This window comes from Variovorax soli NBRC 106424, assembly GCF_001591385.1.
GTDB lineage: Bacteria > Pseudomonadota > Gammaproteobacteria > Burkholderiales > Burkholderiaceae_C > Variovorax > Variovorax soli.
In genome coordinates this window covers 80,587-97,735 of sequence record NZ_BCUU01000003.1, presented here as the reverse complement: position 1 = coordinate 97,735, position 17,149 = coordinate 80,587, and the positions used below count along the sequence as shown (strand labels likewise).

Here is a 17,149-nt window from a genome sequence, read left to right as displayed (position 1 = left end):
GTCAGGAGCCCCCCTCGTTCCAGTGCAGTTTCTTGCGCAGCGTGTCGAAATAGCTCCAGCCCTTGGGGTGCAGGAAGCGTACGTTCATGTGCGAGCGCCGCACCACGATGCGGTCGCCGTGGGCCAGCGTGGCCAGTGATTGCATGTCGAAATTGGCGCTGGCGTCGCGCCCGGCCACCAGTTCGATGGACACCTCTTCGTCGTCGGGCAGCACGATGGGCCGGTTCGACAGCGTGTGCGGCGCAATGGGCACCAGCACCCAGCCCGAGACGGCCGGATGCAGCAAAGGCCCGCCCGCCGACAGGGCATAGGCGGTGGAGCCGGTGGCCGTGGCGATGATCAGGCCGTCGGCGCGCTGGTTGGCCACGAAATGCCGGCCCACCGAAACGCGCAGCTCCACCATGCCGGAGGTGGCGCCGCGGTTGACCACCACGTCGTTCATGGCCAGGGCCTCGAACACCTTCTGGCCGTCGCGGATCACCTGGCCGAGCATGAGCGTGCGTCGCTCTTCCTCGTATTCGCCCGAGAGCATGGGCACGAGCACGGACGGGTAGTGGTCCAGCGCAATGTCGGTGATGAAGCCCAGCCGCCCGCGGTTGATGCCGATCAGCGGCACGCCGTAGGGCGCCAGCTGGCGCCCGATGCCCAGCATGGTGCCGTCGCCGCCCACCACCAGCCCCAGGTCGCAGTGCTGGCCGATGTCGTCCAGGCTGAGTTCGGCATAGCGCCCGGGCGGAACGCTCTCGTCGCCCTGCAGGGTGGACACCTCGCAGCCCTGCGCCTTCAGAAACTCGCCGATGCCGTCCAGCATGCTGTCCGGCGTGGCGGCGCCCACGCCGCCCGTTTGCGCGCGCACAGCGTTCTGCTGGTATTTGCCAATGAGCGCAACGTGGCGGAAGCGGAGGGTCATGTACAAATTACAACACTAAAATCATCGAATGCTCGACGATCGCGCACGTCTCTTGCTCAAGACCCTGGTGGAGCGATACATCGCCGAAGGCCAGCCGGTGGGTTCGCGCACCTTGTCGCGCGTGGCCGGGCTGGAGCTGTCGCCCGCCACCATCCGCAACGTGATGGCCGACCTGGAGGAGCACGGCCTCATCGCCAGCCCCCACACCTCCGCCGGCCGCATTCCCACGGCGCGCGGCTACCGCCTGTTCGTGGACACCATGCTGACCGCGAACCGTGACGAGATCACGGCACCCACGCTGGCGGCCGACCAGCCGCAGAAGGTGATCGCCAATGCGGCCGCCATGCTGTCGAACCTGTCGCAGTTCGTGGGCGTGGTCATGGCGCCGCGCCGGGCCTCCACCTTCCGGCACATCGAATTCCTGCGGCTGTCTGAAAAGCGCCTCTTGGTCATCATCGTCTCGCCGGACGGCGACGTGCAGAACCGGGTGATCTTTCCGGAAGTGGACTTCAGCCAGTCGGAACTGGTGGAGGCGTCCAACTACATCAACGCCAACTTCTCGGGCCTGACGCTGGAGCAGGTGCGCGACCGGCTGCAGTCCGAAATCGACACGCTGCGCGGCGAGATCGCCACGCTGATGAAGACGGCGGTGCAGGTGGGTGCCGAGGCCATGAGCGAGGCCGAGGAAGAGGTCGTGATTGCCGGCGAGCGCAACCTCTTGTCGGTGAGCGATTTCTCCAGCGACATGACACACCTGCGGCGCGCCTTCGAGCTGTTCGAGCAGAAGGCGCAGCTGATGCGCCTGCTGGACGTGTCGAGCAAGGGCGAGGGCGTGCGCATCTTCATCGGGGGCGAGAGCCAGGTCGTGCCTTATGAAGAGCTGTCGGTGGTCAGCGCCAATTACGAAGTGGACGGCCAGGTGGTGGGCACCCTGGGCGTCATCGGCCCCACGCGCATGCCGTACGAGCGCATGATCCAGATCGTGGACATCACCTCCCGGCTGGTGAGCAATGCGCTGAGCTACCGAAAGTAGAATGGCGCCCCACGTGGGCCGTTAGCTCAGTTGGTTAGAGCAGCGGACTCATAATCCGTTGGTCGCTGGTTCAAGCCCAGCACGGCCTACCACCTCACAAGATGCAGGAAGCCCGCTATCGAACCGGTAGCGGGCTTCTGTGCTTCTGGGCGCCGCGTCGCGCGGCCTATTTCAGATCCAGGAAGTTGCTCTCGATCCACACGCGCCCTTCTTCATTCAGCGCGAAGGTCAGGGCCTTTTCCTTGGACAGCTTGCCCTTGCGAATGGCCTCGGAAAGCGGGTTGGCGCGCGGTTGGGCAGTAGCACCGGCCGCCTCGTCTTCGCGCCGCCGCGTGTAGACATGCTCCTTGCCGTCTTCGCCGCTGTAGGTGTAGGAGACGGTGATGCCGTCGAGGTCGGCCAGGGGCTGCAGGAAGGCGATGAACTGAGAGGCGCTGATGCCATCGGCCCGGATGGCGTTCCAGTGCTTGTAGAGCACCGGGTTCGGGACGGACTGCGGCCCTGCCGGGGCCGATTCGCGCACGGCATCGGCAGAAGAGGCAGAAGGGGCGGCTTCAGCCGCCGGTGCGGCCTGGCCGTTCTTGCGGAAGAAGTCGCCCACGATTTCCGCGAACGACCGGGTGTCCGACGACGACGACGAACGCTCCCTGCGTGACGAGCGGGCCGCCTCCAGGCTGTGAGGCACCGTTTCGATCTCCGCGCTGCGTCTCTCCATGACTGAACTCCGCGTGTGGCTGGGCTTGCTCGGGAGCATATGTTCTGCCGCCACCCGCGGACCACGCGGCATCCGCCCTGTCCATTGGAAAACGTGCCGTGCGTGACAAAGTCCCCAACTGTTAGATAAGGACTGCAAACTATCGTTGTCATGCCGACGTTCTTGATGATGGAACCGGGCCAAGCCCGGCTCGATCTGGATCGCGGACTTCAGCCCATCCACTGGCCGACCACATGGTTGACCAGCAACCCTCCGACCAGCAGCCAGCCGAACAGCATCGACGCGAGCCACATGGGCCGCGTGCCGGCGCGCCGCAAGGTGGAGACGTGCGTGGTCAGGCCCAGCGCCGCCATGGCCATGGCCAGCACCATGTCATCGACCGTGATGGCGGCCTGCTTCCAGGCCTGCGGCAGGTCGACGGCGGAGTTGAAGGCTGCAACGGCGATGAAGCCGAAGGCGAACCACGGCACCGTGATGCGCGTGCGGCGGGCCGGCCCGCTCGCGGCACCAGAAGCAGAAGCCTTGGCGCCGCGGGACAGCATCAGCGCCACGATCACCAGCACCGGCGCCAGCATCATGACCCGCAGCATCTTGGTGACGACCGCCGCGTCCGCCGCCTCTTGCGAGACGGCGCCGCCGGCCACCACCACCTGGGCCACCTCGTGCACCGTCGAGCCCACGAACACGCCGTACTCGCGGGCGGTCCATTGCAGCAGCCCGTGGTCGACGCCCAGGTGATAGACCACCGGCCACAGGAACATGGCCAGCGTGCCGAAGGCGACCACGGTGGCCACGGCAATGGTGGCCTGCTCGGCGCGGCCCTTGACCACCGGCTCTGCCGCCATCACCGCGGCGGCGCCGCAGATGGAGCTGCCTGCGCCGATCAGCAGGCTGGTCTCGCGGTCCAGACCCAGCATTCGCGTGCCGATCCAGTAGGCGGCCACGTAGGTGCTCGAGAGCATGGCCACATCGACCACGACGCCGGACAGGCCGATGGAGGCCACTTCGCCGAAGGTCAGCCGCATGCCGTAGAGCACGATGCCGGCGCGCAGCAGTGTCGTCTTGGAGAACGCGATCCCCTGGCCGGCCCGGGGCGCGAGCCTGGGGTAGAGGGTGTTGCCGACCAGCATGCCGATGGCGATTGCCAGCGTGAGGGTGCTCAGGCCGTTGCTGCGGAACCAGGGGACGGTCCCCAGCCAGAGGGCCGCCGCCGCGACGGCCGCTGCCAGCAGCAGGCCGGGCGCGAGGGAAGGGGAGGAATCCGGTGCGGTTTGCCCGGCGAGGGGTGCTGCCGGGCGGCTGGATGCGGGCATGACGGCTTCTTCTTGCTTCTGTCGAAAACGATGAAGCGATCTTGGCCGCAGCCGCTCGAAATGAAAAACGAGTTATATCGATATGATCAACTCATCTTATGAGTAAGGCGGGTGAATGAGGCTCACGCTGAGACAGCTGCAGATCTTTTCGGCGGTCGCAGAGCTGGGCAGCACGACAGCCGCGGCCGCCAGCATCCCTCTGTCGCAGTCCGCCACCAGCGCGGCGCTGGCGGAGCTGGAGTCTTTGCTCGGCGCCCCCTTGTTCGATCGCGTGGGAAAGCGCCTGGTGCTCAACGAAACTGGTCGCGCGCTGCAGTTGCGGGCCCGCGTGGCGCTGAATGCGGCCATGGAGATCGAGCGCGATTTCGGCGTGGGCGACGGCGACAGGGATTCGTTCCTGCCGGCCCTCATCCGCATCGGCGCCAGCACCACCATCGGCAACTACGTGATGCCGGCCCGGATCGCGCACCTGCAGCGCGAGCAGCCCGACATTGCCGTCGACATGCGCATCGGCAACACGCAGGAAGTGGTCAATGCAGTCTTGCGGATGGAAGTGGACGCCGGCCTCATCGAGGGGCCGTGCCATTCCGAGGGGCTGGACGTGCAGCCCTGGGGCACCGACCGGATGGTGATCGTGGCCGCGCCCGACCACCCCTTGGCAACGCTCGGCCGCCCGGCCACCGCGCAGGAGCTCGGGCAGGAGCGCTGGCTTCTGCGGGAAATCGGATCGGGCACGCGCGAACTGCTCGACCAGCTCCTTTTGCCGCATTTGGGCGGGTTCGCGTTGGCCACGCAGTTGGGCGACACGGAGGCCATCAAGCAGGGGACGGCCACCGGGCTGGGCATTTCCTGCCTGTCGCTGTGTGCGGTGGGCGACCAGTTGGCGCTGGGCCGGCTGGTGGTGCTGCAGACGGCCCTGCCGCCCCTGGACCGGGCGTTCTATCGCATCCGCCACCAGTTCAAGAGCTTCTCGGCGCCGCTAAGTGCGCTGCTGGAACTCGAGCAATAGGCGCGAGGCCCCGGCTCAAGGCAACCAGTTCTTCTCCAGTTGCCTGGCGACCGCCTCGGCAGAAGGGCCGACCTGGTCGACCGCATGCCGCAACACGCCTTCTTCCACGCCGAAGCGTTCGGTCCAGTAGCGGACATCGTCCGCGTCGTTCACGTTCACCTGCGTGCGGGCGTGGGAGTCAGCATCGACGGATCTGTTGTCGTGGGACATGGCTGCTTCCTTTCGTCGGGACAGGGTAGCCCCGCTGGGAAGGCGCCGTGCGCAGGCCAAGGGCCCAAGCGGATGACGGCGCGCGCCGCGCTCAGGCCAGCGCGGGCTGCTGGCGGGCCAGATCGGCCAGTGCGCCGGGCATGGTGATCAGGCGCAGCGCCTTCTCGCTGGGCGTTTCGGCATCGCACAGGAAGCGCAGGTCGCAGTCGCCCACGGTGATGGTGTCGCCGTTGCGCAGCAGCCGCTGCGAGATGCGCAGGCCGTTCACGAAAGTGCCGTTGCGGCTGCCGATGTCGATGATGGTGTATTGCTCGCCGTCCCAGTCGATGACGGCATGCTTGCGGCTGACGCGGTCGCGGTCCACGACCAGCGAGTTGGTGGGATTGCGGCCGATGGTGGTCATGCGTCCGCTGATGTAGACCTGCTTGGCGCTGCGGTCCTTGCTCAGGATGATGAGTCTTGGCATGGTGGCTGTGTAAGTCGAATCTCTGAAGTGGATGTACCGACTTTACGAAGGGCCGCGCACTGGCCAATGAATGAAAAGAGAGGACTTTTGGCCTCTTCTTGCTGTTCGCCCGTGCGCAGCGTGCGGTTTGCCACAGCGCGCTAAATTGGAGACTTTGTTGAGCCAGCCCTCAAATCTGTGCCATAATCGAAGGCTTCGCGGTTAGCGCACTTCGAGTCATCAAATTCGAAGTTTGCCAAGGTGGTTGCCCCAGGTGGTCACATTTGGTCATGCTATAATCGCAAGCTGTGCGGCTGTAGCTCAGTTGGATAGAGTACTTGGCTACGAACCAAGGGGTCGTGGGTTCGAATCCTGCCAGCCGCACCAACTTCTATAAGGGTTAGGACATGAGTGTGTCCTAACCCTTTTTCTTTTTGCGCGACTTTCTGCGCGACTTTTCCTCTACCGCTACCCGTTCACCACCCGCAGCAGGGTCGTGCGGTCGAAGGTGTTGGAAGCCTTGTTGGCTGCTTCTACCAGCCTGGCCACCGTCGCCGTCGCATAGTGCTGCGGCATTCCCTCGATCGCGTGCCCCAGCAGCAGGGCCCGGTCTTCTTCACTCACCCCGCCGTCTCGCAGGCGCTGGCCGAAGGTGTGGCGAAGGTCGTGCACTCGCACCTTCTCCAGCCCAACGTCCTTTCGTGCGCGCTGCCAACCGTTGTTGTTCAGTGTGCCGATCCGGCGCCGCGGCTTCTTGATCACCTTGCCTGTCTCGTCCTTCTTTGCCGGCGGCCGGTAGGTGAACACGTATTCCTCGTGCTTGCCCCTGCAGTCCTCCACGATCTTCCAGGCCGCGTCGTTCAGGATCAGCACATGGTCGCGCTTGCCCTTGAACTCGGCCGCCGGGATCACGAATACGCTTCGGCCCAGCTCCGGAACCGGTACTTCCCAGCTCCACCGCAGGCCGCAGACGTTGTCGTCGCGGGCCCCCGTGCTGAGCGCGAAAAGCACCGGCCGCTGAAGGTGGGTCGCGAGCGCCGGAACCAACTGTGCCTGCTCTGCCCAGGACAGCGGATACGGCTTTCTCCGCTGCGCCTCTTCATCCAACATCTCGATCAGCGGCGGTGAGGGCAGCCAGGGCTTGCCCTGGTCGCGCCAGACGCGCGCCGCGCGGTTCATCACGGTCCGCACCACCTCCAGGCTGCGATTGACGGTGGAGTTTTTCGCTCCGTCCTCTTCAATCCGCTCTGCCTTGAACGTCTCCAGCGAGTCATTGCAGACATCGCCCATGGGCAGACTGCCGATGTAGGGCAGCAGGATCTTGACGTGGTAGCTGATGGTTTCCAGCGAGCGCACGTTGCGCTGCTTGCATTCCATCAGGTACTTGCCAGCCCCATCTGCCCACAGGCGGTCAGCGCCTGTTCGAAGTTGCTTTGCCCGCTCGGCGTCGATTTCGCGCTGGCGATTGCGAAGCCAGGCTTCTGCATCGTCTTGCGAGATCGCACCAAGGCGCTGGAAGATCCTTTGACCGAGGTACTGCTTGTTGACGACCCGCTCATTCCCAAGGAGCTGGATCCCCTTTGTCCGAGTTCGCATGATGTTTCTCCTTTCCTTGCGCGACTCGGGCGTCCACGCTGGGCAATATACGCCTCCACCCAGGCGTCGAGTTCCAATCTGTCGAAGGCGATTCCTCGATCGCCGATCGGGATTTCCGTGAGGAAGGGCCGCACTTCGGCATCGAACCGGTTGCGGTCCATGCCGAGGTAGGCCGGGGCGTCACGGTGGCGGACCACCCTGGGTTGCAGGTGCGTCGTCACTGGTCAGCGATCCTTGTGGATGCGGACAGGCTTCTCAGGCACTCCGGCGGTCTGCGCTTCAGCAACCCATTTCTCCAGTAGTGCCTCCGCATGGCCGGCATCGCTCGACTTCATGAGGTGATCACAGATTGCCCGCATTGCGGCGACGTTCTGAGGGGTCAGCAGCGCCGAGCTGTGCGCCGCAAAGGCTTCGGCTCGTTCCAACGTGCCGCGACGCGCCGCAGCCTCTCGCAATGTCGTCGTCATACCCGCGTCGTCTAGCGCGGTCAGACGATCCGCATCAAGGGCACGTAGCCATGGCAGAACGTCGTTTGTGATGACGTTGCCCAGGCCGCTTCCGTCTTCAAGGAGTGCGGCGCCTCCGGCAAAGCGCCCGACCGTGACGATCTCTTCCTTGCCGCCCTTTGATGGATTCCACGCGCTGTTCTGCCGCGCCGCCCGAATCGCACCCCCCAATTTGGCGCACTTCAATAGATTGAGCCAGAAGCCGTTCACCGGCTGGAAGGTGGCTCGGAAGGCAGAGTAGCGCGCACTCTGCTTCGCCATGGTCGGTTGGATTTCTTCGCACCGAGCAACGAGAAGCGCCCGTTCGGCTAGCAGCGCCGTGACGGCTCGCTGGCGGGCCTGAGCATCGACGGCTCGCTTGTATCGGGCTTCGACCTCCTCGAACTCGACATCGAACTCACGCTTGCCACATTCATGACCGATGTTGGTTTCGCGACCGTCTTTCGCGCGGATTACATATCCGAACCTGTGTTCGCGATGGCAGTTGTTCAAGCCGCACAGAGCCCAAGATCCGCGATTGGCCGGCAATTCATACTTGCCGATGATCCGATCCAGTTCGTCTGCGGTGAGTTGCAACTCCGCGTGAAAGTTCGGCCGTGCCTCGAACTCCGCGATAGAGGTGAAAAGGAGGACTGCATCGAGATGGCTGTCGTTCATCGTTTCTCCTGTGCGCGCACGGCGCGGACGATTGCGTTTCTGATCTTGGCCCGGGCATCAACAGGGGCACGCTCCCAAACCGCTGGACAGTTGGCGTCGATATCTTCCATGGCCGTGTAAGCCACCATATCGGCGTCAATGGGGTCGTGAGCACGAACCACTAGGCGCAGCGGATGCTTTTGCGGGTCCGTGTTCATGCTGAGCCCCCAACGGTCATGCGCAACTCGTTTAAGTCGATCAGCACTGGCGGCAGAGCGCCGACGGTGCGCTCGCGCAACGCCCGGAAGGCCGAAGGCAACTGCGCCATGAAGAAGCGCTGCTCGTCGGTGAGTTCGGGCTTGGGCTTGTGACTGGAGCGCTTCGCCGCAGGCGGAGGCGCCACTTCTTCCTCGACGGGCCGGCCCATGAACGTCTCGCCGGCAACTGGGAAGGGCCAGCCGGTGAGGGTCGTCCAGACCTCCAGCTGCGGTTCGCCATCGCGGACGCATGCCACGACGCGCTTGGCGCCGTCGACCGTCACCATGCCGCGAGGATTCCCAGCATGCCCCGGCAGTTCACCCGGCTCGACCAGGCCGGCATGCACCAGCGCTTCGGCACTGCCGCTGTAGACCGCATGGGCGCGCTCGTCGCGGCGGCTGATCCCGGTTGTTTCGAGCCTGCTCATGCTGCCGCTCCTTCGCATGCGTTGATCGCTTCCGAGGCCTGTTCGCAGGCGGCGCAGATGGCGCCGAAGTACTCGGACATGGAGAGGTTGCCCGTCATGAACTTGTACTGGCCGGCCCATTCAACCTCATCCACCAGCGTTGCCAAGCTGGATGCGTGGAAGAGATTCGAGTGAAAGTCGTCGGGCAGTTCGCCATCCACCGCCATGACCTCGGCGTGCAGCGTCGCGAGGATCTTGCGCAGGTGTTGCACGGATCCCCCGAGCCCTTCCAGGTCACGGATTTCGCTCGGCGCTACACCCGTCGCATTGCCGAAGATCTGGCAGAGCATCCAACTCACGCTGTGCGCACGGGCTAGACGCAGTGATGCGTCGTCTGCGTCGAAGTCAGCCGCAGGAACGCCACCTGTTGGTTGGGTCGCCATCGGCGTGGCGATGGCCGAAGCGGGAGTCAATGGCGGGGCAGGATCGCTTTCTGTAGCCGTGCCGTCCTCGCCAACCAGCCCGGCCTGGTACTCGGCCCAGTCGAGCGCGAAGGAGTCGGCGTGCACACTGTCGCCCGTCCCCAGCCGGCCGGACAACACCGCGGCGAATCCATCCATCAGTTCGGGCTGCGCAAGAAGGCGCTGCAGGAAGGGAAGGGCGAAGCGGTTTTGTGCGGCACCGCCCCGCAACCAGCGGTAGGGCTCGGCCTCGTCGGTATGGTCCAGCGCGTCGCCGACCGCGAGCATCTGGATCGCCAGATCACGCCCGTCGCAGAAGTTGCGCTGGTTGGCCAGAACTGTAGGTTGGCTTGGCCGAGTCCCTACCGTCGCCGGCTGCCCGAGCTTCGCGTCGATCTGCACCTTGGCCAGTGCAATGAGCGTTCCCGCGCTGTAGAGCAGGGGATCATCGAGACCGTTGTCGATCGCGTCCAGGAGGGCCAACACTGCCTCCAACCGATCAGCGGCGGCCTGCAAGCGGCCTGCATCCGTCCCGGCAGTTTCGACCGCCGACTTGGCCACCTCGATGAGGCACAAGATGCCACGGACAGCGTCGTCGACCTTTCCCATAGCATTGATCGCGGCCTCTGCTTCGAGCAGTTGCGCGTAGGGATCGAACCGATGATGACGGTGGAGCACAACAGCGGTGCTCGTGGCGTCGGCGGGCTTCCCAGCGTTGCCGCTCAAATCCTTGTCGTTCTGGTCTTCGGCAGGGACAACCGCTGCTGGCGGGGCAACAACAGTGGCCTCCTCGGTAACTGGTATTGCGCTCTTAGTAACTCGTGTTGCGGCCGGACGTGCGGACGCGATAACATCTGTCATGGTTCGGGTTTCCTGTGCAAGGGGTTCTCGGATCTAGAAGCCTCAAAGCGCTCTCACCTGCTTTGGGGCTTCGCCTTTTGGGGACTCTTCCAGCGTACTGGGCGCGGTCCCGAACGCGCAAGGTAACGACGAAGTCTCTTCGGTCAAGCGGCCTCCTTGTCAGAGCCGAGCAACATTCGCACGGTCGGGGCATTTCTGTTGTTCGGCGCGTGCCTGTTCCAGCACGCGGTTGATGATCCAGTTCGCCGAACGCTCTTGCGCTTGAGCTTGCTCGTGGATCCAGCGATGCGTTTCCGCCTTCATCCGGACCTGGACGGGCTTCTGATGTAAGTTGGAGACAGTCATGTTTGAGTGACATAGAAATGGTGTCACACCAATTTTGAAAGTGACACTGTCATGGTGTCAAGTGTTTTGACGGGAAAGTGACACTGTTTTGGTGTAACAATCTCACAATGGAAGAAGACGAGGACCGCTACGCGCGCATCACGCTTCGCATTCCGAAGACGCTGCATAAGCGGCTGTCGGATGAGGCGGATCGCACGTCTAAAAGCCTCAATGCCGAGATCGTCGGTCGCCTTGAGGAGTCGTTCGCTGATCTGAAACCTAATGGGGCGTTGGTAACCTTGGCCGTAAAGCTGGCTGAAACGGACGAAGCCAGGCTGGCAGAGGCTATCAAGGCAGAAGGGATTCTTTACAGCGGATCCCTTGTAAGCGTTCATCTCATGGACGCCTTGAACACCGCAAAGGAGTTGGGCGTTCAATTGCTCCCTGACGAGACGGAGAAAGCAGCCTATGCGGGCGCCTACAAGCTCTACCATCAAGCGGAGCAGAGCCTGAAAGCTGAGCGATTTCAGAAGCTGGTGCGAGAGGCCGATGTTGCCGTTGAGCGTGTCAAGGAAGCAATCGAGGCGCGGAACCTTGCCGTCCACGGCCGCCCACAAGTTCCCCCTGCCGTCCCCCGTCCTGGACTGATCCGTCGTCCACCCCCAAAGCCCAAGAAACCCTGACCTCACGCCCGCCTCCAGTAGGCGCGCAGCGCCCCATTAGCACCGCCGTGCACCGATTGCTGCGGTATGGAGTGGACTGTCGGCCCTCAGGGTGCCCTGAGGGCAAGCGAAGCATGCCTGAGGATCACCTCAGGGTGGGGTCAGCGTACTCTCAGGTGGTCAGGACGGGTCATCAAATCAATTGCCTCGGCCTCGCGATTAGAAAGCCCGCAGCTGGTTGACAACCAATGCACGACTGCCTTTTGCAGAGGCCATTCACCAGTTCGGACCCGACTGAACCCTTGTTTCTCGAAATGCTCGATCATCGATCCCGCATAGCGTGCGAGCCGAGTTCCAAAGCCTAGTTCTTGTTGGGCATGTGCCTCGTCGAGCGGTAAGTTGAGGCTGACTCGATATGCCTTTATCAGGGCGGCCTGCTCTTCGGCCGAAGGCGTTTCGGGCTGGGAAAAAATTAGGTAGTGACGGTCGATGTCGCTCCGCTTCAGGTAGACGCCGTTCATCCATTCCGGTGCTTCATAGTCATTCGGGGGATAGAAGTATTTGCCCATACCCTTGATGAAATGGAATCGCTCAGAAGAGCGATCCTCCGTCAGTGTTCCATCGGGGCCGGCTAGATACATCGGTACGCCGAGCCATACCATGTGGCAAGCACTCGCTGCAGCGTTTCGGAAGTGGTCCAAGCGGTCGCTGAGCAACTCTTCAAAGATGGATTCAAATGGTCGATCTTCATCGAAGTTGAACAAACGAAAGTAGATCGATTTGTCGCCGTAGAAAGCTTCTTCAACGCAGAATTGCTCGAAGGTGAGGTGTTCTCCTACCTCCGGTTTGGCGCCTTCAATTGCGCTCAGGAGGTGCTTGGCGACGTATGAGTAGAGCCGGACTGCTGAGGGAGCGGCCTCCTGCATCGATTCAGGGTCATCCACCAACATCTTCAAGAATGCGGGGAACACCTTCTCAGGCTGCTCAACAATGTTCTTGCGAAGCCTATCCAGCATTTCCCGCCGTTCGCGCGTTGACTCTTCATACTGAGCCTTCTGCTCCTCCGATGCGAATTCGAACAACTGTTCGCGCCTGGAGGCAAGTTTCCCCTCCAGGACGTTGAAACGAACCTGTTTCTCCATAGGCCTCACGTCCCCTTAGTCAGGTGCAAGACCAACGACCTCAGAGAGGGGGCCTTTGCTTCATACATCACACTCGTGATATTGCCAGAGCGCAACACGAGCGAAGGGCGGACCGTGTTCAAGCTTTTTGCGGTTTCCCGGTACAAAGCGGCATAGCCATCCCTGCCGCCGCCATGAGAAAGCGCACCCTTCCGCCTACCATCGCTCCCGAGTCCTGGGAGGTGCAGCGCGAAAAGAAGGTGAAGGAGTTCCTTGATGGGGCGGACTGGACCTATGTCGTCAGGCAATGGCGCGGGCACCTGGAGCGGTTCAACGTTCAACTGGATCCTCTGTTCCGAACCGTCACGGTCATCGACCCAGGATGCGGTGACGACCGCGAACCCGCCTTGTCATGGTGGCCCGTTGATGCAATCGACAAGATGCGGGAGCGAATCAACCGGCACTTTGTGAGCTGGCCAGGGACGAATGGACCGCTGCACTACTACGACCAGATCAGCAAGGGTGAGTACGTTACGCTGAAGCACCTATGGAGGCTGAGAGATGACCCGGAGGGCGTTGCTGCAGTCCTGATCGCTGGCTCGTTCTTCCCGCGCATGGACGCATCGCGTTCGTACTACTCCGATGACTTCTGGCCGCCGCGGTACTGCGCGCGAGAACTGCGCGAAATGGCATACACATGCTGGCGCGAGAAGTCAGAGGTCTGGGGCTGGCACTTCGCGTGCACGCAGGTGCTGGCCGACAAGAGCGACGACTGGTATTTCAAGATCGATAGCCTGCATGCCTTGGTTCGATACCTGGCCGAAGAGCACGCCTCGCTCTTGCTCACCCATGTGCCGGTGGTGATCGAGTATGCCAGCCGGCGGGAGCCGGAACTGATCTCGGTGGCAGCCAAGTAGGCGAGGGGCGGGCGCCAGCCCCTCACTGGTAGGACGCGAAGGGCGATTGCGCTGTTCTATGCTCGCGCAATGGACATCGCGCTTCTCAGCCTCATCTTGACGACACTCTTCAGCGTGGCTGCGCTGGCTGTCTCTATCTACGCCCTTGAGGAGGGGCGGCGGGCAATCCTCTTGCGTTGGGCCCGGAATTGGGGTTACCGGCTGCTCATAGCAGTGTTCCTCGCCAACTCGGCCTACGGGGCATTCGAGTTTCTGGCGACCACTGGCCAAGCCACCCGTGGGCAGATCTTCACGTTTGCAGTTCACATCTTCAACGCCTTGGCAATCGGATTTATCGTGCTGATGGTCGACTTCGGGAAGGCGCTCGAGCAGCGTGCTGCGAAGCGGAAAGAACTGGAAGAGACCGTGAACCAATTGAAGGCTCGACTCGATTCACTTGGTGCGTAACGGTGAAGTTGGGGCAGGCCGGCTTCCGATGCGCATGGCGCCATGGCCTACGCGAGGACGGCGCCTTGAGGAACGAAACCTACAGTCTTACCGTCTATCCTTCAGGCCGACAGTCGCCAGGCGCTGGTAGAGGGCGCTTATTGCACCCGCCAACGCGGCGGTTCGTCGATGCCTGCGGCTGTCGCGTCTCGCTTGTCTGGCGCCGAAGAGGAGTGCACAGTTGCGCGATGATCCACCCGACCATCAGTTTCTTTGAAGAGCAAGCCGAAATGTTGGATGCCCAGCAGAGCACAATGGGCCTGGACGACGCCATTGCAAAGCTCGCCGCATGGATGGACCTGGCGGGCCTGTCGGGGAATGACTGGGCCGCACTTGGTGAGGTGGGAGGAATCCTGTATCGGGAGGGACTCCGGCGACGGCAGGAATGAAAAAAGCCCGCGTAGGGCGGGCTTCAAGAACGTGGTCGTGGGCACTTACGCGACCCACGTTACGGCACATTCTCATGCGGGAGTCACCTATAGTTTTTCTCGTCGTGGTGGCTCTTGTCCGACGTGCCGCCGTGAGATTCGGCGTTGCCCTGCGCAGGCAAGAGGGGCATTGTACCTGCTCGGAGAGCGAAGGGTCATACTGGGCCTTTCCAAGGAGGTGCGATGCAGGGCATGGTTGAGAACAAGGTGCAAACCGAGACTGGACCACGTCATGTGATGCAAGGCACGTACCTGGGGTCGCGCATTGAAGTGGTTGCCGGGTACGACATATTGAGCGATTCATGGCCCTTCCATATCTACGTGCATCACAGCAGCGGACAGACGAGTCGATTGAGTCAAGTCCCGACGAACTACGTGGCCGAGAGCCTGGACAGCGCTTTCGATCAGGGGTTTGAGTTTGCGGTGCAGTTCTTGACATCCCCGGCCGACGCGCCCTGACGCTTCATACTGTGAGCTTTCCATATGGAAGGCCAAGCACATGTCCAGAGATTCAGTAACCAATGCCTTCCAGGAGACGATGCTTGTCCGCGCACACGCGGTGACGCGCGAACAACTCGAACTCGCGAAGGAACTTGTGCAGACAAGTCTGGGCGGGGGCGCTGTCCCTGAGGAACAGACACGATGTACCGTGCAGGTCGCCCAGGTGCTAGCAACCAACTACCTTGCCGAGACACTGAACTCAAAGATCGGGAAATAAAAAAAGCCCGCCAAAGCAGGCTCTGCGCTCGCTGCGCGACCTACTAACTCGCGTACTGGTCAGTAGGAGTTCCAACTTCTTCATTCGAGACCGATTCAACGTCGGCAAGCGCTTCTTGGAACTTACTTAGCCATTCGCTGCCACTAGCCACCAACTGTTCTTTGTTGAGTGCCAACTGGGCAAGGAGAACTTTTGCTGTCTCCAGGACGGCTGAGGTTGGCATGACGAGCTCGCATGCGACATGGCGAACTTCGGTGCCTTCGGCGTCCTTCGTGACAAGGCTGTGAAGCAGCATCCTGCTGTTCGGAAAGCCGACCATCATTTGGGATATGCCTTCCACGTAGATGCTCGGAGCGCTTGTTGAGCGCCGAAATACGGGGGGTTTGGGTGGTGCTTCCATATCAGACATTGATCGCACTCCTGCCGAGATTCACCTCTATTGGAGGTGTTTGGAAAGTCGAAGGGAGAATCGTGAGGTTGTGAGCGAAGGTGGAGACGTGTGCAGAAACGCTCGACTTGAAGACAGGCTCCTGGGCACGGAAAAGGACAGCCGACGTTTCCTTTGGACTGTAGAAGCAGACAAGATCTTCCTCTTCTGCGAACGACGGAACCTCTCTGGCCTGCGCATCCGGGACAAAGGTTCTTTGAAGCATCGACACGGTCGACACAAACTTCACTTCGAGTCCGGTATCGAAGACCTTGGCTAGGTCGAACAAGGTGCTGAGGGTAATTCGACCGTAGGACGGATCTTCAAGCCTAGAAACAACTGCTTGAGTAGTTCCCAGTTGCTTAGCCAACTGCGCCTGCGTCCAACCGCGTTGCAAGCGAATAGCACGCACCTGATGAGCCAGAGCAGTGACCACTTCAGCCTTGACATAGGCATGGCGTGATGCAGGCCTAGTCTTCATCCGAAGAAATGTCTTCTCCAAAGATCTGGAGAGGACTTGTCGCACCGACTCCCTCTTGGAGGGACTTTGCGCGTTGCCTCGCAGTTTTGAGCCAATTCGGAGGTTTGTAGACATTCTGTTTGTGAGTGCAAATCAGGGTGATGATGAATGTTTGATCGTCGAAGAATCCAATGGCTCGCGTCGCACATCGGTTCGCTCGATACCTGATCTCATACAGATCTGTGTCGCCCTTCAGTTTCTTGGCATGCGGCTCATCCCATTTGTCTTTAGTAGATACCGCCAAATGCTTGACGGCACGTTCGAAAGTGGTTGCGTCGTCATCGTTGTAACGGTCAATGGTGTCCTGTACATCATTCCTGCCGTGCGCGGTTACGTAGGTAGCGAATCGCCAAAGCATATCAAATTTGCGATGTTGGGTTTGGCCATACTGTTATTAACGGCTTGCCGATGTAGTGGGAAAGGTCACGGATGTTGCACTCGTCAGGCTTCGAAGGGCGAACTTTCTACCGCAGCAACCGACAGTTCCCGAACTCACATCGAATCGTCAGCGCATCGCCGTTGGAGCAGGGGACGCTGTAGGTTTCGAAGCCTGGCCCGTTGGCAGTCAGCGTGGCTACGGGTTGGGCGGAGCACGCTTGGGCACGAGCTACGGCCTGGGCTTGCAGCGTGTCTTTCCCAGTGGGGCCGGCTTTCTGTCCGTGCGGAGGCGGCGGATCAGTGGCGGTAGTCACGCCGTCACTCAGCAGGATGCCGGTCATGCCGTTGTTGTCGGCCGAGTCCACGCGGAACCTGAAGTTCTTGAAGCTGATCTCCTTGGACGCAGCCAGGTCGTATTTCGCGGATTGGTAGAACGCCGGTGCAGCGAGCTCACCGCGGAACTCCCGGTAGCTGATCTCGATGGTTGATCCGGAGAGCCCGGAGTAGATCAGCTCCCTGCGCAGGAAACTGGAATCCTTGGCGATGGTGGATTCCCAGCCGTCGGGGGAGTTCAGGATGCCTACCCAGCGCCGAACGGTTCGAATCTGCCCCGCCTGGGACGACAAGATAACGTCTCCGGGCGCTGCCTGAATTCGCTGACCGACCTGATACGACTTGGTCGGGGTCGTGCTCATGACCTGCGATGCGCAACCCGCCAGCACCGCGCACGCCGCGACGACCGCGGCGGCAAACATCGATTTCCGCATCTTCCCTCTCTCCAATACCCCAGATGTAATGCACCGCAGCGG

Annotated in this window: 23 protein-coding genes and 2 tRNA genes; 9 read left to right on the top strand and 16 right to left on the bottom strand. The window is 61.8% G+C overall.

The window, feature by feature from the left end:
• Position 1: 1 nt before the first annotated feature.
• Positions 2–910 (bottom strand): NAD kinase, encoded by a 909-nt coding sequence (locus VSO01S_RS01965; protein WP_068640115.1) that lies wholly within the window; start codon positions 908–910, stop codon positions 2–4.
• 28 nt (positions 911–938) lie between these two features.
• Here VSO01S_RS01965 and hrcA point away from each other — a divergent pair, with 28 nt between their 5' ends.
• Entirely contained in the window at positions 939–1,943 is a 1,005-nt protein-coding gene (hrcA, locus tag VSO01S_RS01960; protein WP_068640114.1) for a heat-inducible transcriptional repressor HrcA, read from the top strand.
• A 15-nt stretch (positions 1,944–1,958) separates the two neighbouring features.
• Positions 1,959–2,035, top strand: a tRNA-Ile gene (locus tag VSO01S_RS01955).
• A gap of 74 nt (positions 2,036–2,109) precedes the next feature.
• Here the strand turns inward: VSO01S_RS01955 and VSO01S_RS01950 are convergent.
• Positions 2,110–2,658 (bottom strand): hypothetical protein, encoded by a 549-nt coding sequence (locus VSO01S_RS01950; protein ID WP_153305102.1) that lies wholly within the window; start codon positions 2,656–2,658, stop codon positions 2,110–2,112.
• 209 nt (positions 2,659–2,867) lie between these two features.
• The gene (locus tag VSO01S_RS01945) at positions 2,868–3,971 is read right to left on the bottom strand and encodes a YeiH family protein (RefSeq protein ID WP_068640112.1); all 1,104 of its coding nucleotides are present in this window, start codon (positions 3,969–3,971) and stop codon (positions 2,868–2,870) included.
• A gap of 115 nt (positions 3,972–4,086) precedes the next feature.
• On the opposite strand from VSO01S_RS01945, the gene VSO01S_RS01940 reads away from it, so the two are divergent.
• A complete protein-coding gene (locus tag VSO01S_RS01940; RefSeq protein WP_068640111.1) occupies positions 4,087–4,980 on the top strand; it encodes a LysR family transcriptional regulator in 894 nt (297 codons plus the stop codon).
• 15 nt (positions 4,981–4,995) lie between these two features.
• Here VSO01S_RS01940 and VSO01S_RS01935 read toward each other — a convergent pair whose 3' ends face one another.
• Positions 4,996–5,190, bottom strand: a complete 195-nt coding sequence (locus VSO01S_RS01935; protein WP_068640110.1) for a DUF3606 domain-containing protein — start codon at positions 5,188–5,190, stop codon at positions 4,996–4,998.
• Positions 5,191–5,281: 91 nt separating this feature from the next.
• Positions 5,282–5,656, bottom strand: a complete 375-nt coding sequence (locus VSO01S_RS01930) for an FHA domain-containing protein (RefSeq protein WP_068640109.1) — start codon at positions 5,654–5,656, stop codon at positions 5,282–5,284.
• Between the two features lie 289 nt (positions 5,657–5,945).
• On the opposite strand from VSO01S_RS01930, the gene VSO01S_RS01925 reads away from it, so the two are divergent.
• Positions 5,946–6,022 (top strand) — tRNA-Arg (locus VSO01S_RS01925).
• 81 nt (positions 6,023–6,103) lie between these two features.
• On the opposite strand, the gene VSO01S_RS01920 is transcribed toward VSO01S_RS01925, so the two are convergent.
• From VSO01S_RS01920 to VSO01S_RS26990, 6 genes are all read right to left on the bottom strand, one after another.
• Positions 6,104–7,231 (bottom strand): tyrosine-type recombinase/integrase, encoded by a 1,128-nt coding sequence (locus VSO01S_RS01920; RefSeq protein ID WP_084241626.1) that lies wholly within the window; start codon positions 7,229–7,231, stop codon positions 6,104–6,106.
• A gap of 224 nt (positions 7,232–7,455) precedes the next feature.
• Positions 7,456–8,394: a hypothetical protein gene (locus VSO01S_RS01915; protein WP_068640107.1), complete on the bottom strand. Its 939-nt coding sequence runs from the start codon at positions 8,392–8,394 to the stop codon at positions 7,456–7,458.
• Positions 8,391–8,591: a hypothetical protein gene (locus VSO01S_RS26995; RefSeq protein ID WP_153305101.1), complete on the bottom strand. Its 201-nt coding sequence runs from the start codon at positions 8,589–8,591 to the stop codon at positions 8,391–8,393. Before VSO01S_RS26995 ends, VSO01S_RS01915 begins: the two co-directional genes overlap by 4 nt.
• Positions 8,588–9,058, bottom strand: coding sequence for a hypothetical protein (locus VSO01S_RS01910; RefSeq protein ID WP_068640106.1), 471 nt, complete (start codon positions 9,056–9,058; stop codon positions 8,588–8,590). Before VSO01S_RS01910 ends, VSO01S_RS26995 begins: the two co-directional genes overlap by 4 nt.
• Positions 9,055–10,359, bottom strand: a complete 1,305-nt coding sequence (locus VSO01S_RS01905) for a hypothetical protein (RefSeq protein ID WP_153305100.1) — start codon at positions 10,357–10,359, stop codon at positions 9,055–9,057. Before VSO01S_RS01905 ends, VSO01S_RS01910 begins: the two co-directional genes overlap by 4 nt.
• A gap of 159 nt (positions 10,360–10,518) precedes the next feature.
• A complete protein-coding gene (locus VSO01S_RS26990; protein WP_153305099.1) occupies positions 10,519–10,704 on the bottom strand; it encodes a hypothetical protein in 186 nt (61 codons plus the stop codon).
• A 77-nt stretch (positions 10,705–10,781) separates the two neighbouring features.
• Here VSO01S_RS26990 and VSO01S_RS26985 point away from each other — a divergent pair, with 77 nt between their 5' ends.
• Positions 10,782–11,366 (top strand): toxin-antitoxin system HicB family antitoxin, encoded by a 585-nt coding sequence (locus VSO01S_RS26985; protein ID WP_281179796.1) that lies wholly within the window; start codon positions 10,782–10,784, stop codon positions 11,364–11,366.
• Between the two features lie 140 nt (positions 11,367–11,506).
• Here the strand turns inward: VSO01S_RS26985 and VSO01S_RS01895 are convergent, their stop codons facing one another.
• Positions 11,507–12,487 (bottom strand): hypothetical protein, encoded by a 981-nt coding sequence (locus VSO01S_RS01895; protein ID WP_068640103.1) that lies wholly within the window; start codon positions 12,485–12,487, stop codon positions 11,507–11,509.
• Between the two features lie 173 nt (positions 12,488–12,660).
• On the opposite strand from VSO01S_RS01895, the gene VSO01S_RS01890 reads away from it, so the two are divergent.
• From VSO01S_RS01890 to VSO01S_RS01875, 4 genes are all read left to right on the top strand, one after another.
• Positions 12,661–13,383, top strand: a complete 723-nt coding sequence (locus tag VSO01S_RS01890; RefSeq protein ID WP_068640102.1) for a hypothetical protein — start codon at positions 12,661–12,663, stop codon at positions 13,381–13,383.
• A 69-nt stretch (positions 13,384–13,452) separates the two neighbouring features.
• Positions 13,453–13,830: a hypothetical protein gene (locus VSO01S_RS01885; protein WP_068640101.1), complete on the top strand. Its 378-nt coding sequence runs from the start codon at positions 13,453–13,455 to the stop codon at positions 13,828–13,830.
• Positions 13,831–14,057: 227 nt separating this feature from the next.
• The gene (locus tag VSO01S_RS01880) at positions 14,058–14,258 is read left to right on the top strand and encodes a hypothetical protein (RefSeq protein WP_068640100.1); all 201 of its coding nucleotides are present in this window, start codon (positions 14,058–14,060) and stop codon (positions 14,256–14,258) included.
• A 231-nt stretch (positions 14,259–14,489) separates the two neighbouring features.
• Positions 14,490–14,756, top strand: a complete 267-nt coding sequence (locus VSO01S_RS01875; RefSeq protein ID WP_153305097.1) for a hypothetical protein — start codon at positions 14,490–14,492, stop codon at positions 14,754–14,756.
• 302 nt (positions 14,757–15,058) lie between these two features.
• Here VSO01S_RS01875 and VSO01S_RS01865 read toward each other — a convergent pair whose 3' ends face one another.
• From VSO01S_RS01865 to VSO01S_RS27930, 4 genes are all read right to left on the bottom strand, one after another.
• Positions 15,059–15,424: a hypothetical protein gene (locus VSO01S_RS01865; protein ID WP_153305096.1), complete on the bottom strand. Its 366-nt coding sequence runs from the start codon at positions 15,422–15,424 to the stop codon at positions 15,059–15,061.
• Positions 15,417–15,923, bottom strand: a complete 507-nt coding sequence (locus VSO01S_RS26605; RefSeq protein WP_161944413.1) for a helix-turn-helix transcriptional regulator — start codon at positions 15,921–15,923, stop codon at positions 15,417–15,419. The genes VSO01S_RS01865 and VSO01S_RS26605 overlap by 8 nt, the downstream gene beginning before the upstream one ends.
• Positions 15,913–16,320 carry a type II toxin-antitoxin system RelE/ParE family toxin gene (locus VSO01S_RS28255; protein ID WP_084241624.1) on the bottom strand — a complete coding sequence of 136 codons (408 nt, stop codon included), beginning with the start codon at positions 16,318–16,320 and terminating at the stop codon, positions 15,913–15,915. Before VSO01S_RS28255 ends, VSO01S_RS26605 begins: the two co-directional genes overlap by 11 nt.
• Positions 16,321–16,426: 106 nt before the next feature.
• Positions 16,427–17,107, bottom strand: a complete 681-nt coding sequence (locus tag VSO01S_RS27930; protein WP_245684081.1) for a hypothetical protein — start codon at positions 17,105–17,107, stop codon at positions 16,427–16,429.
• Positions 17,108–17,149: the final 42 nt, after the last annotated feature.

What these genes read in the sequence shown, in the direction of transcription:
- VSO01S_RS01965 (WP_068640115.1), bottom strand. Translation starts at nt 910, where the DNA reads ATGACCCTCCGCTTCCGCCACGTTGCGCTCATTGGCAAATACCAGCAG.
- hrcA (WP_068640114.1), top strand. Translation starts at nt 939, where the DNA reads ATGCTCGACGATCGCGCACGTCTCTTGCTCAAGACCCTGGTGGAGCGA.
- VSO01S_RS01950 (WP_153305102.1), bottom strand. Translation starts at nt 2,658, where the DNA reads ATGGAGAGACGCAGCGCGGAGATCGAAACGGTGCCTCACAGCCTGGAG.
- VSO01S_RS01945 (WP_068640112.1), bottom strand. Translation starts at nt 3,971, where the DNA reads ATGCCCGCATCCAGCCGCCCGGCAGCACCCCTCGCCGGGCAAACCGCA.
- VSO01S_RS01940 (WP_068640111.1), top strand. Translation starts at nt 4,087, where the DNA reads ATGAGGCTCACGCTGAGACAGCTGCAGATCTTTTCGGCGGTCGCAGAG.
- VSO01S_RS01935 (WP_068640110.1), bottom strand. Translation starts at nt 5,190, where the DNA reads ATGTCCCACGACAACAGATCCGTCGATGCTGACTCCCACGCCCGCACG.
- VSO01S_RS01930 (WP_068640109.1), bottom strand. Translation starts at nt 5,656, where the DNA reads ATGCCAAGACTCATCATCCTGAGCAAGGACCGCAGCGCCAAGCAGGTC.
- VSO01S_RS01920 (WP_084241626.1), bottom strand. Translation starts at nt 7,231, where the DNA reads ATGCGAACTCGGACAAAGGGGATCCAGCTCCTTGGGAATGAGCGGGTC.
- VSO01S_RS01915 (WP_068640107.1), bottom strand. Translation starts at nt 8,394, where the DNA reads ATGAACGACAGCCATCTCGATGCAGTCCTCCTTTTCACCTCTATCGCG.
- VSO01S_RS26995 (WP_153305101.1), bottom strand. Translation starts at nt 8,591, where the DNA reads ATGAACACGGACCCGCAAAAGCATCCGCTGCGCCTAGTGGTTCGTGCT.
- VSO01S_RS01910 (WP_068640106.1), bottom strand. Translation starts at nt 9,058, where the DNA reads ATGAGCAGGCTCGAAACAACCGGGATCAGCCGCCGCGACGAGCGCGCC.
- VSO01S_RS01905 (WP_153305100.1), bottom strand. Translation starts at nt 10,359, where the DNA reads ATGACAGATGTTATCGCGTCCGCACGTCCGGCCGCAACACGAGTTACT.
- VSO01S_RS26990 (WP_153305099.1), bottom strand. Translation starts at nt 10,704, where the DNA reads ATGACTGTCTCCAACTTACATCAGAAGCCCGTCCAGGTCCGGATGAAG.
- VSO01S_RS01895 (WP_068640103.1), bottom strand. Translation starts at nt 12,487, where the DNA reads ATGGAGAAACAGGTTCGTTTCAACGTCCTGGAGGGGAAACTTGCCTCC.
- VSO01S_RS01890 (WP_068640102.1), top strand. Translation starts at nt 12,661, where the DNA reads ATGAGAAAGCGCACCCTTCCGCCTACCATCGCTCCCGAGTCCTGGGAG.
- VSO01S_RS01885 (WP_068640101.1), top strand. Translation starts at nt 13,453, where the DNA reads ATGGACATCGCGCTTCTCAGCCTCATCTTGACGACACTCTTCAGCGTG.
- VSO01S_RS01880 (WP_068640100.1), top strand. Translation starts at nt 14,058, where the DNA reads ATGATCCACCCGACCATCAGTTTCTTTGAAGAGCAAGCCGAAATGTTG.
- VSO01S_RS01875 (WP_153305097.1), top strand. Translation starts at nt 14,490, where the DNA reads ATGGTTGAGAACAAGGTGCAAACCGAGACTGGACCACGTCATGTGATG.
- VSO01S_RS01865 (WP_153305096.1), bottom strand. Translation starts at nt 15,424, where the DNA reads ATGTCTGATATGGAAGCACCACCCAAACCCCCCGTATTTCGGCGCTCA.
- VSO01S_RS26605 (WP_161944413.1), bottom strand. Translation starts at nt 15,923, where the DNA reads ATGAAGACTAGGCCTGCATCACGCCATGCCTATGTCAAGGCTGAAGTG.
- VSO01S_RS28255 (WP_084241624.1), bottom strand. Translation starts at nt 16,320, where the DNA reads ATGCTTTGGCGATTCGCTACCTACGTAACCGCGCACGGCAGGAATGAT.
- VSO01S_RS27930 (WP_245684081.1), bottom strand. Translation starts at nt 17,107, where the DNA reads ATGCGGAAATCGATGTTTGCCGCCGCGGTCGTCGCGGCGTGCGCGGTG.